Here is a 12348-nt window from a genome sequence, read left to right as displayed (position 1 = left end):
ATAATTGTGTAGTAGTATAAGAATTGGTATATAATATAGTAAAAGTTAAGAAGGAGGATTTTATGTCTGAATACAAAAGGTCGTTGATACCTGAATTAAGTAAATGGAAAATTGAAATGATGAAAAAACCCTCGATTTTTAATAAAGCATCCAAGGGTATTCAAAATAAATTTAATGATGTTTTGCCTGAAAAATATCATGAAATAATGACAGTTGCAATTAAAAACATGATTAAAGCTGTTTTAGTTGGATCAGAATTTATCGCTAAAGATCCTATTAGAAACTTATCTTTAGAGGAAAGAGATAAACTTGCAAGAGAAAAAATAGAGTTTTATAAGACTACAGCTATCGTTGAAGGAGCGAGTACAGGTGCAGGAGGATTTTTTCTAGGCTTAGCTGACTTTCCACTATTACTTAGTATTAAAATAAAGTTTTTATATGAAATAGCTGCTATATACGGATATGACGTAAAAAACTATAAAGAAAGAATTTATATACTTTATATATTTCAATTAGCATTTTCTAGCCAATCTAAAACTAATAAAGTCTTTCTAGAGATGGAAAATTGGGAAGAGACTTCAAGTAAACTTCCTAGGGACATAAATGAGTTTAATTGGCGCGACTTTCAACAAGAATATAGAGACTATATAGATCTAGCAAAATTACTCCAACTAGTTCCTGTTATTGGTGCATTTGTTGGAGCTTATGCTAACGCAAAGCTTTTAGATAAACTTGGAACAACCTCAATGAATTCATACAGAATGAGATTATTTCCAAATTTATAATTTCTATAAAATAAAGCCTTCTCAAAATCATGAGAAAGCTTTCTTTTTTTTGCAAATAAGAGGAGGTAGTTATGTTATATGCCGAATTTAAAGAAAAGTAAGGATATAGTACCTTTCTTTGTAAAATAACATCCATATTGAGAATGTTATTTAAATTATAGACAAAATATAATTAATATATTCATTAACTGCTAAATTTAAATATGAGAAGTCTCTTTTGAAATATATATTAAGTTTAAATCAGAAGAAAACTCAATGGCTTTTCATATTTGTACAAAAGAGACTTCCCAAGTATTATATGAAAATTTATATGCAAGCGTTAATTGTTTTTGAACTAATTTCTAAAAATAAAAGAGGAATATTATCCCTGAGGAAGAATATTATATACACATCATAAATTATATAGTCTTTACAAAGATTAATTATTCAATCTTTGTAAAGCTTAAAAGTTGGGGGGGCTTATAATAATGTTAATTTTTAAAAATCAGTATAATCAGCTTCGAAGTGGCTGGAAAATCGTTATTTCATTTTTAATTTTATTCCTAACAATATTTATTTTATCAATAATAATCGGAGTTTTCGGCGGTATATTCTCTATTAGCCGTAATAATCCTATTTATTCACTGTTAAACATGGGGGTTAGCACAATATCTTTTATTTTGGTTTCTTTGATTTCTTGGAAACTTGTTCAGAAAGAACCTTTTAGAAATATGGGGTTAACTTCAATAAAAAGAGATGGTTTTGATTTATTATTTGGATTATTTTTAGGTGCTCTGTCTATAACCATAGTATTTTTTATACTAATAGCTACTAATAATGCAACCTTGGTTACTTCTTTTCTTAAACCTAATTTTTCTTACGAAATACTTTTAGGTATAGTAATATTTATATTAGTGGGTTTTGGGGAAGAAATGTTTTTTAGAGGATATTTGATGTCAGTATTAAAACAAACAAATAACAGTTTCCTTATAGTTTTAGTATCTTCATTAATTTTTTCTCTGATGCATGCTAGTAATCTTAATGCTAATCCTTTAGGTTTATTTAACATCTTTTTAGTAGGAATAGTTTTTGCATATATGTTTATTAAATCTTCAAGTATATGGATGCCTATAGGCTATCATATAACTTGGAACTATTTTCAAGGGTATGTCTTTGGATTTCAAGTTAGTGGAAACCCTACAAACGGACTATATGAAACTACAGTAGCTCAGAATAATCTAATAAATGGTGGGGCATTTGGTCCGGAGGGTGGGGCTGCTGTTACCTTTATTTTAATAGTAAACCTGGCTATTTTATATCTTTATTACAGAAGAAATAAAACCATAAAATATGTATAAAATAAAAGGATGCACATAAAAGCATCCTTTTATCTTTAAGCGGTAATATTATTGCTACCATTTAAATTATGTTCATCTAATTCATTTTTAATTAAGTACACAAATATTAGGATTTTGATTATTGGAATACCAGAACTATTAGAAATCTCTACGTCTTCTACAAAATATTTAGCTCTTATAAACGTAATGATTTCAAATAGAATATTTGAAATATTTATTATATAGAATATAAGTAAAGCTTTTCTTTTTCCAGTAAAAATAAGAATAGGCGATAAGCAAAATAGTATTGAAATAATAAAAATTATAACTTTAACGTTAGTATTAATAGATATATCTGTCCAATTGACTACTAAGTTATTCTTTATTGACTGATACATGAAAAGTGATCCTATAATTCCGCCTATTAAATTAGATATAGCAATAATGTATAAAATCACTCTTTTTTTACTCATATAATCCCCCCTAAAAATTTAAATCATACAACACTATTATAGTACAATAGTATATAATAGTAAAATATTGATATAGATTTATACATAGTTAAGGAGATACTTAAAATGATTAAAGAATATATTAACTTAAATGAAGAAGAGAAAAAACTTGCTTTTGATTTTGTAACTAGAAATGACAACAGCATGACTTGGGACAAGTTTAATACCATGTTTGGTTCAAAAGTTTATGATTATGGAAGAGGTGTTCTTTTTTATTTTAATAATGGAAAAGTAGTTGGTAAAATAAATATAGTCCTTGAAGTAGTTGAAAAACTAAAAACTGTATATATACATTTTTTAGATTTACTAGATGTTTCTGAAGATAATATTAATATTGCAAAAAAACTTATAGAAAAAGCTGTATTAATAGCAAATAAATATAATGCTGAAAGTATACTTTTAGGAGAAAGAAATGTTATTCAACTAAAGCTTTTAGAAAATTTAGGCTTAAATAATTCCTATAGATCTCTTAAAATGAATTTAGATGATGCATCCTTAAAAGCACCCCTTTTAGATTTAATTCCACTCACACATGATAACAAAGAAAAATATTTAGAAGTTTTTAACGATTCTTTTAGTGATATGCCTCACGGTACTTATTCAGATATCAGTGGAGTAGAAGAGTATATAAAAAAATCAGATGATTGTAACTATTACTTTATGGTCAGCATAAAGGATATGATTATTGGGTTTATGAATTGTTCTATAGAGAATAAAGAAGGTTCGTTTGACATAGGGCTTTGCAAGGAATACAGGGGAGTTGGTTATGGTAAATCACTTTTAGAAACAGCCATAAACTTCCTAAACAATAAAAATATAGATAAAATCTTTCTAATAGTCATTGAGGAAAATTCTAAAGCTTATACTATGTATAAAAAGAGAGGTTTTAAAGAAGATTCAATATTGAGTTATTGGATTAAAATCAAATAATAAAGGTGTAAGAAATATTACATAAAGTATTTCTTACACCTTAGTTTATTCAAATAATTTTTTAATCTCTCTATTTATGTACTTGGTATCGGATATAAATTCATCTGGAATTACTATAAACTTTAGATTATCTGATTTATTATTTATGTAGTTATAGATTATTTGCGCCTCATCCACCTCGTTTTTACCTACAAAAGTCCCATCATTAAGATTAAACTTTTTATAATGCTTTATTATATTTTGAGCTAAGGTCGTTAGTTTAATAAGCGAGTCTTTTTCCTTGAATATAACTTTATTTCCCTTTATAAAAAATATCTTTATGTTTTCATTATCCAAGTATTCTACTAAAATTATATTTTTATTTTCTTCAGTAAAATCAACCGCTTTAATACCCACAACTAAATAGTTTATAAAAGTTAAATAATCCCTGTATTTAGCAGCTCTCTCAAAATCAAAGTTTTCAGATGACTGCCTCATTGCTTCTTCGATTTCATTTAATATAGATGAGTCTTTACCTTCTAATAAATTTATAACCTTATTAATTACGTCCATATAATAATCTTTTTTTGAGTCATCTAAGCATAATCCAACACAAAGACCAAGAGAGTGGTTTAAACACGAACCTTTTCTTTTAAAGTCATTAGAGCATAATATTTTATAAAATTCCTTGATTCCTTCAACAGCCTTTCCAGGAGAACTTTTGCTTACGTAAGGTCCAAAATAAAGCATACCATCTCCCGAAGTTATTTCATCCACTATTTTAAAATCAGGATATTCTTTGTTTAGATTTATATGTACATACTTATAAGACTTAGGACTTTTCATAAGCCTATTATAAGCTGGTTTTATATCTTTTATTAATTTACATTCCAGCATAAAAGCTTCAAACTCGGTATCAGTAACCACAAAATCAAAATCTTTTAAGTTTTTTACTAATTTTAAAGTTTTAGGTGAATGTGCTTTAGAATTAATAAAATATGAACCAACTCTATTTTTAAGATTTTTAGACTTTCCTACATATATGATATTATTCAGAGAATCCTTCATTAAATATACACCTGGAGAAGAGGGGAGTCCTTTTACTTTTTCTTTAATATCCATTTATAAAATTACCTCCCAAATCGCTTTCTATACCCACACTTTCTGCAAAGCTCCTCAACAGCTCTTCTATTTGAAAATCCTTCTGTAATATCCTTAGCTCTAGAGCTTTCTATTATTTCTGAAAAACTACTGTTATTGATATTTCCTAAATCTATAATTCCATTTCCATCTAAACAACAAGGAACTACGGTTCCGTCTACTAATATACCAATTTGGTTTCTAAGCCCATGACAAAAGCCTATACCATCATCCTCATCCTCCGTTAAGGCAGGCCAATTAAATTCATAATCTTGATTTAGGTATATATATTCTGATATCTTAATTCCTCTACATTCACTTATTTTATCTTCAATTTTATATTGAAGATTAAATTCCCTCTCTATAATTTCTAAAATCTCTTTGTTTTTATTTAACTTAAGATTTGTATTATTGTTTTCATTTAAGTTCCAAAGTCTAAGTCCAGTTATAATCTTCTTTTCTCTAGCTTCCTTTGAAAATTCAATAACGTTATTAATATATTCTTCTTTATTTACAGCTTTTTCATTACCATCAAAACTATGAAGAGAAATGTTAATCTGCCTTAGAGCAGGGGCATTTAGTAATATATCTTTTACTTTAGTTATAAGGGTTCCATTTGTTGTTAAATTAACCTTGAATCCTTTTTTAAAAGAAATATCTAATAAAGTTTCTAATTCTGGATGTAGTAGTGGTTCCCCTTTTATATGAAAATATATATATTCACCATAAGGTTTTATATCATCTAGTATTTTAGAAAAAGCATCAATCTTCATAAACTCAGGTTTCCTTAGAGTTTCAGGACAAAAACTACAAGAAAGATTGCATACATTGGTTATTTCAATATAGATCTTCTTAAATTTTCTCATTTGTTATACCTCACTAACACATATATAAATGAGAATATCACTTTTTTTAACTAAAGGAAAGCGGATTCTTTCACTCGTTATAAAAATTCAAGCAAAAAAGCACTTCATACCTACATACTTGAATATCTGCATATCACTGTAATACCATAATTATGGTATTACAGTGATATGCATGTATGGAGATATAATATTGAGTAATAAATGAATTTATAGTATACTTACTCTTTGTAGTTAAATTCAGCTTTAAGAAAGGATACTAAAATATGAAAATAGACAAAAAAATTATTCCGTATTTCACTGCATTAATTACTAATATTATCTTTGGGCTAAGCTTTTTATTTACCAAAAAAGCTTTAATGGTATCAAACCCTATAACCCTAGTCGCTTTTAGATTTTTATTAGCTTTTATAATTATGAGCTTACTTATAGCATTTAAAGTAATTAAAGTAAATTATAAAAATAAACCCATGAAATGGCTAATAGTTTTAGCTATTATAGAGCCAATAATTTATTTCATTTTTGAAACCTATGGACTTCAAAGGACTTCAAGCTCCTTAGGTGGACTTATGATAGCCCTCATTCCTATAGTAGTAACAATTCTTGCTATATACTTTTTAAATGAAAAACCATCACGAAAGCAAGTATTAAGTATTATTTTATCTGTATCTGGAGTTGTGTTAATCATACTTATGGATGGATCAAAAAACTCTGGAAACTCTATTTTAGGTGTATTATTTTTGAGCGTTGCAGTATTTTCAGCTGCATTTTTTAATATAATAGCTAGAAAAATATCTAAACATTTTACCGCTATAGAAGTTACTTACTTTATGATGTTTTTAGGAGCAATCTTTTTTAATATAGTTTCTGTAAGTAATCATATCTTAAATGGATCATTAACCAATTACTTTGAGCCTTTAAAAAGTTCAAGCTTTGTTTTATCAATTTTGTATTTAGGAATATTATCATCTATAGTTGCATATTTTCTTGCTAATTTTACATTATCTAAAATGGAAGCCTCTAAATCTGCTGTATTTGCCAACATCTCCACAATAGTCTCAATATTAGCTGGAGTCATTTTTTTAAAAGAAAATTTTCACTTATATCATACAATAGGTTCTGCCATGATTCTCATAGGAGTATGGGGGACAAACTATTATAAATAATAAATCTTTAAAGTCTAAATTTCATTTTATAAAGAAATTTAGACTTTTTTTCATGTAAACAGATTAACTATAAATCCAAACACTTGTAAACATTATCATTTTTTTTTTGCTAAAACATCTAAACACTATTTAAAATTCTTTAAACACTGTCTTATTTTTCAAAATAATCTTTAAACACTTATAAATTTCTTTTTCAATAACCCCATTATCTTCTACACTTTAGTGTTTTGGCATGGAAATTGCTGTAATTAATTGCATAGGTGTCAAATATTTAATTAGGAGGTTTAATATGGAGGAGTTAGAGAAAATTATAATGGACATCATAATAAATTCTGGTGATGCTAAAGCTTATTCCTATGAAGCCCTTACCGCAGCAAATGATCGAAAATATGACGAAGCAGATGAATTAATAAATAAGGCAAATGAAGTTCTTGAGTTAGCTCACAATTCTCAGACAAGTTTATTACAAAAAGAAGCCGCAGGTATTAAAACCGAAGTTTCAGTATTATTTGTTCATGCACAAGACCATTTAATGACAACTATATCAGAAAAAAACATGATCGAGCAAATAATTGAATTAAGAAAGATAGTTAATGAATTACTAGATAAATAATAATTTGGGTTAATATGAAATTAATTTATTAAGGAGGAAAAATAAATGATTAAAATTACATTATTTTGTGCTGCAGGAATGTCAACAAGTGTTTTGGTGGAAAAAATGAAAGCGGCTGCTAAAACTAAAGGAGTAGAGGCTGTTATAGAAGCTTTCCCAGAATCAACTATGTCAAAAAAATTAGAAGAAGGTATAGATGTAGCTTTACTTGGACCACAAGTTAGATATAAGTTACCTAATGCAAAAAAATTATGCGGTGCAAAAGGAGTACCAGTAGATGTAATAAATTCAGTAGACTATGGAATGATGAAAGGGGATAAAGTTTTAGATTTTGCTTTAAAGCTACTGAATAAATAAAGAAATATAGATAATAGTTTTAAGAATTTATTTATAAGAAATTCAATGTGTTAAGTCACAAATTATATTTTAATTTGTCTTATATAAAAATTTTTAAGGAGGACTTATATATGTCAGAAACACGTGGAGAAAAACTTATAAGTATCGTAATGAAATTTGTAGAACTAAAAGCTATTGTCGCACTAAAAGATGGAATAATATACACGCTACCTATGTCACTAATAGGATCAGTATTTTTACTACTTGCACAAATACCATACCAACCATTTAATGATTGGATGGCAGGTATTTTTGGAGCAGGGTGGACTGAACCATTGTTCCAAGTATATAACTCTACCATGCAGATTATGGCCATAATCGCAGTTATAGGTATAGCATACATGTATGCTAAAAATGAAGGCCATGAACCATTAGGAGCAGGAATCATAGCGTTTGCAGTATTTTTAATAACTTTAAATCAATATACAACATCTACAACAGGAGAAGTTGTGTCAGGAGTTATACCTAGAACATGGCTAGGAGGCCAAGGTATGGTTACGGCCATAATTATCGGGCTCTTGGTTGGATTTGTTTACTCATGGTTTTTAACTAAGAAAATAACTATTAAGATGCCTGCTGGAGTTCCACAAGGTGTATCAAATCAATTCTCAGCTTTAATACCAGGACTTGTTATAATAACAGCTACAATGTTTGTATACATGTTCTTTAGATATGCACTTAATACAACATTTATAGACTTTATATTTAAGGTATTACAAACACCATTACAAGGATTTACCGACTCACTTATAGGCGTTATTATAACTCAAGCACTTATACCATTCTTCTGGTGGTTTGGTGTTCATGGTGCTACTATAGTTGGTGGTGTTATGAGTGGTTTATTAACTGCTAATAGACTAGATAACCAAGCTATTTTAGATGCTGGTAAAGAATTAACAATAGCTAATGGTGGTCATATTGTAACCGACCAATTCCAAGCAAGCTTTGTAACTGTAACTGGTTCAGGTTTAACAATCGGTTTAGTAATATTAATGCTTACTATAGCAAAATCTGAGCAAAATAAAGCTTTAGGAAAACTTGCTATAGGGCCTGGTGTGTTTAATATAAATGAACCTATATTATTTGGATTCCCAATGGTTATGAATCCAATAATGTTTGTACCATTTATAGTAGCTCCAACACTTTCAGCTGTTGTATCATACCTTGCAATTAGCGTTGGATTGGTTCCGTTATTCACTGGGGTAACAGTTCCTTGGACTACACCTCCTATAATCTCTGGATTTATCCTTGGAGGCTGGAGAACAGCATTAATGCAAATAGTTTGTATCGGAATTTCAGTTGTTGTTTATTTCCCATTCTTTAAAAAGATAGATGCTATGAATCTTAAGAATGAGCAAGAAGCAGAAGTTGAAGCATCAAGCTTAAATGTTTAGTATGTTATAAAAATTTATGTAAGAACTAAGTATCATATTTATGGTACTTAGTTCTGTTTTATAAAAAATATAATAAAATTAAAGGAGAATAGAACAAATGAAAATGTATAAATTAAGAATTAGAGGAAGCTTGAGCGACTTTAAAATTAGTTATTTATATTCATTAAATTATCTAGATTTTAATGAACTTGATTATGAAGGCTCTGAACAGCAAAAATATTCTTGCTTTGTAAAAGAAATTAAACATAATATAGCTCCTCAACCCGTATATGTAGACATTAGAATGAGGGATTGCCATTTAGATAGAGTTATATCCAGAAAACAAATTAGCGAAATAAACGAAGTTACTTCATTCATAAATATACTACCAATTTTTATTTGGCATAAAGGTTAGACTTGAGCAGTATTCTTATTAGTTAAAAGTATATTACTAGTATTTATCAAATAAATTATGTTATTATTAATTATATAATTTGATTAGTGAGGTATTTAAAGTGGGAGAGGTTCAATTACAACAATTATTAAACAAAGATAATAAAGTTCAACTTTACACTCTTGATTTTCCTGAAAATATACTTAATTTAGATAGGAAAAATGAATTTGGTATAAGTTTAATATCTTTAGATGAAGATGTTAGAAATGAGCTTGAACCAAATTCTCCTTCTTATTTAGAAAGAATTAGTTGCTTAAGGGATCTTAATGATTCTGGATTTAAAACATTTATAAATCTCGAAATTAATCCCAAAATAAAACTTGAAAGTGCTGCTTTAAGCAAGTTGCTTAAAATAGTTTCTTTTGTCGATAAGATTCTGATAAAAAAATCTTCTTTTGACATTGATGATATTGTTTTTAATTATTATTACGACACAATAGTAGATTATTGTAACAAAAATTATATAAAATATTCTATATTAGATTAATGTATAAATGCTTTAGTAAGATTTTAAAATCTTGCTAAAGCATTTATATTTTTCAACTAATCTTTATATTTTTTTAAAACCAAGCTTGCATTATGACCACCAAATCCAAGAGAATTAGTAATTCCATATGATATAGTTTTAATTTTTCCTTTATTAGGAGTGTAGTCTAAATCACAGTTTTCATCTGGAGTAGAATAGTTTATTGTAGGCGGAATGAATCCCTCTTTAATTGATAAGGCTGTTATAATTGCTTCTACAGCTCCAGTAGCGCCTAACATATGTCCTGTCATAGACTTTGTTGAGCTTATAGATATATCATAAGCATAATCTCCAAATACAGTCTTTATTGCAGCTGTCTCATTTTTATCCCCAACTTCTGTAGATGTTCCATGCGCATTTACATATCCAATATCTGTTGGACTTATTTCAGCATCTTCAATGGCCATTTTCATACACCTAGCCGCGCCTTCCCCTTTTTCAGCAGGTGAAGTTATATGATAAGCATCATTAGTACAGCCATATCCAACAATTTCTGCTATTATATTTGCATTTCTTTCTAGAGCTTTACTATATTCTTCAAGAATAAGCATTCCAGCGCCTTCTCCCATAACAAACCCATCTCTATTTTTGTCAAATGGTCTAGAAGCTGTTTCTGGATTTTCATCTATTGTCATAGCTTTGCTTGAAGAAAAACCAGCAAGACATAACCTAGTAATACAAGCTTCGGCGCCTCCAGCAATAATTACATCTGCATCACCTCTTTGTATTACTTTAAACGCATCCCCAATAGTATTCGTAGAAGTTGCACAAGCAGTAACAGCACATTCTACAAACCCTTTAGCCCCATATTTTATAGCAATAAGCCCTGAAGCCATATTAGATATCATCATAGGTACTAAAAATGGGCTTACTCTTCCAGGCCCTTTTTCTAGAAGTACTTTATGTTGATTCTCCAAGGTTTCAATTCCCCCTATTCCTGAACCAACAATAACCCCTAGACGTTCTTTATTTATTATGTCTAAATCAATTTTAGAGTTCTCTATAGCCATTTGCGCAGCTGCTATAGCATATTGCGAAAATCTATCAGTCCTTCTAATTTCTTTTTTGCTTATATATAACTCACCGTTAAAATCCTTAATTTCAGCTGCTACCTTTGTTGGTATGTCAGAAACATCAACTCTTTCTATTTTGCTTATTCCACTTTTACCTTCTTTTATATTATTCCAAAACTCTTCTGTTCCCATTCCTACAGATGATACAACACCCATCCCTGTTATAACTACACGTTTTTTCAAGCTAAAAACCTCCATAAATTTCAGATTTTTATAGTATTATTTACATAAATAAAAATATCATATATAATTTACTCAAAATGAACAGTTATTGCTTTCTACTAGTAATTTATGAGGAGTATTATGCTGAATTTAAAAGATACATTAGAGGTTTGCGTAGAGTATATTGAAAATAATATATACAATAAAATAACATTAGATGACTTATCAAAAGAAACAGGTGTATCTAAATATTATCTCCACAGGATGTTTAAATCATTAACAGGGGAGTCTATTATAGAATATGTTCAATCAAGAAGATTAACTTTAAGTATTAATGAATTAGTTTATACTAACAAACGAATAATTGATATAGCCATGGATTTTGGATTTAACTATGAACAATCCTATATAAGATCATTTAGAAAGAAGTTTGGATATACACCCCTTAAAATACGCTCAAAAGATATATCAGTTATTATTACAGAGAAGATTAATACTGATGAAATTCTAACTATAGATAACTCAATTACATATAAACCTTTTTTTGTATTTAAGAAAGGGTTTAATATTATAGGAACAGAACATAAAATTTTAAGTAAGTCTGGGGATAATTCAGCTAATGCTTATGGGCGTGAGTTTTTCTACAATAATAAGAATATCATTGAAAATCCTATTAACCCTCACATATATATTGGATATACTGATTGGAGTAAAAATCCAGATGGATATATATATTATATGCCTTCTGTACAAGTTGAAAATCTAAAATATATTCCTGAAAACATGAAAGGAATAGCAATCCCTGATCATGAATATGTTGTATTTAAATTTATTGGATTTTTCAAGCCTGACTATATTAAGGGCAAACATATAGGAAGAATTTTAGCACACTTATATAGAAAATGGATATTTCAATCGGACTTTAAATTTGCAGATTCCTTTAGACTTGAATATATAGATAATTCTTTGTCTAAAGATAATTATTGTGAGCTTCACATATATCAACCTATAAAACGTGTATAAACGTAAAATGGAGTCTTGATTAAATAATAATCAAGAC

General features: G+C 28.4%; 14 protein-coding genes. 10 read left to right on the top strand and 4 right to left on the bottom strand.

Annotated elements, in window-relative coordinates; all coding sequences use genetic code 11:
• Window positions 1–62 precede the first annotated feature (62 nt).
• Together L1S49_RS14525 and L1S49_RS14520 are read left to right on the top strand one after the other, a co-directional pair.
• Complete coding sequence (locus L1S49_RS14525; RefSeq protein ID WP_238905774.1) at window positions 63–785, top strand: EcsC family protein; 723 nt, start codon at window positions 63–65, stop codon at window positions 783–785.
• Window positions 786–1252: 467 nt separating this feature from the next.
• Complete coding sequence (locus L1S49_RS14520) at window positions 1253–2122, top strand: type II CAAX endopeptidase family protein (RefSeq protein ID WP_238905772.1); 870 nt, start codon at window positions 1253–1255, stop codon at window positions 2120–2122.
• A 35-nt stretch (window positions 2123–2157) separates the two neighbouring features.
• Here L1S49_RS14520 and L1S49_RS14515 read toward each other — a convergent pair whose 3' ends face one another.
• Complete coding sequence (locus L1S49_RS14515) at window positions 2158–2574, bottom strand: hypothetical protein (protein ID WP_238905770.1); 417 nt, start codon at window positions 2572–2574, stop codon at window positions 2158–2160.
• A gap of 105 nt (window positions 2575–2679) precedes the next feature.
• Between L1S49_RS14515 and L1S49_RS14510 the strand changes: the two genes are divergently transcribed.
• Window positions 2680–3543 carry a GNAT family N-acetyltransferase gene (locus L1S49_RS14510; protein WP_238905768.1) on the top strand — a complete coding sequence of 288 codons (864 nt, stop codon included), beginning with the start codon at window positions 2680–2682 and terminating at the stop codon, window positions 3541–3543.
• A gap of 45 nt (window positions 3544–3588) precedes the next feature.
• Here L1S49_RS14510 and L1S49_RS14505 read toward each other — a convergent pair whose 3' ends face one another.
• Together L1S49_RS14505 and L1S49_RS14500 are read right to left on the bottom strand one after the other, a co-directional pair.
• Window positions 3589–4644: a UvrB/UvrC motif-containing protein gene (locus tag L1S49_RS14505; RefSeq protein ID WP_238905766.1), complete on the bottom strand. Its 1056-nt coding sequence runs from the start codon at window positions 4642–4644 to the stop codon at window positions 3589–3591.
• Between the two features lie 8 nt (window positions 4645–4652).
• Window positions 4653–5528, bottom strand: coding sequence for a radical SAM protein (locus L1S49_RS14500; RefSeq protein WP_238905764.1), 876 nt, complete (start codon window positions 5526–5528; stop codon window positions 4653–4655).
• Window positions 5529–5791: 263 nt separating this feature from the next.
• On the opposite strand from L1S49_RS14500, the gene L1S49_RS14495 reads away from it, so the two are divergent.
• The 6 genes from L1S49_RS14495 to L1S49_RS14470 all read left to right on the top strand — a co-directional run bounded on the left by L1S49_RS14495 (window position 5792) and on the right by L1S49_RS14470 (window position 10014).
• Window positions 5792–6691 (top strand): DMT family transporter, encoded by a 900-nt coding sequence (locus L1S49_RS14495; protein WP_238905755.1) that lies wholly within the window; start codon window positions 5792–5794, stop codon window positions 6689–6691.
• Between the two features lie 289 nt (window positions 6692–6980).
• The gene (locus L1S49_RS14490; protein WP_073016260.1) at window positions 6981–7304 is read left to right on the top strand and encodes a PTS lactose/cellobiose transporter subunit IIA; all 324 of its coding nucleotides are present in this window, start codon (window positions 6981–6983) and stop codon (window positions 7302–7304) included.
• A gap of 45 nt (window positions 7305–7349) precedes the next feature.
• Window positions 7350–7661, top strand: a complete 312-nt coding sequence (locus L1S49_RS14485; RefSeq protein WP_021802022.1) for a PTS sugar transporter subunit IIB — start codon at window positions 7350–7352, stop codon at window positions 7659–7661.
• Window positions 7662–7771: 110 nt separating this feature from the next.
• On the top strand, window positions 7772–9094 hold the full coding sequence (locus L1S49_RS14480; protein WP_238905753.1) for a PTS sugar transporter subunit IIC: 1323 nt from the start codon (window positions 7772–7774) through the stop codon (window positions 9092–9094).
• 97 nt (window positions 9095–9191) lie between these two features.
• On the top strand, window positions 9192–9488 hold the full coding sequence (locus L1S49_RS14475) for a hypothetical protein (protein ID WP_238905751.1): 297 nt from the start codon (window positions 9192–9194) through the stop codon (window positions 9486–9488).
• Window positions 9489–9588: 100 nt separating this feature from the next.
• Complete coding sequence (locus L1S49_RS14470; RefSeq protein ID WP_238905749.1) at window positions 9589–10014, top strand: hypothetical protein; 426 nt, start codon at window positions 9589–9591, stop codon at window positions 10012–10014.
• Window positions 10015–10070: 56 nt separating this feature from the next.
• Here the strand turns inward: L1S49_RS14470 and fabF are convergent, their stop codons facing one another.
• Window positions 10071–11309: a beta-ketoacyl-ACP synthase II gene (gene fabF, locus L1S49_RS14465; RefSeq protein ID WP_238905747.1), complete on the bottom strand. Its 1239-nt coding sequence runs from the start codon at window positions 11307–11309 to the stop codon at window positions 10071–10073.
• 120 nt (window positions 11310–11429) lie between these two features.
• Between fabF and L1S49_RS14460 the strand changes: the two genes are divergently transcribed.
• On the top strand, window positions 11430–12311 hold the full coding sequence (locus tag L1S49_RS14460; RefSeq protein WP_238905739.1) for a helix-turn-helix domain-containing protein: 882 nt from the start codon (window positions 11430–11432) through the stop codon (window positions 12309–12311).
• The last annotated feature ends 37 nt before the right edge of the window (window positions 12312–12348 follow it).

Origin of the sequence: Clostridium sp. YIM B02506 (genome assembly GCF_022324845.1) — a bacterium.
Taxonomy (GTDB): domain Bacteria; phylum Bacillota; class Clostridia; order Clostridiales; family Clostridiaceae; genus Clostridium_T; species Clostridium_T intestinale.
This window is presented reverse-complemented; position numbering and strand designations above follow the sequence as displayed.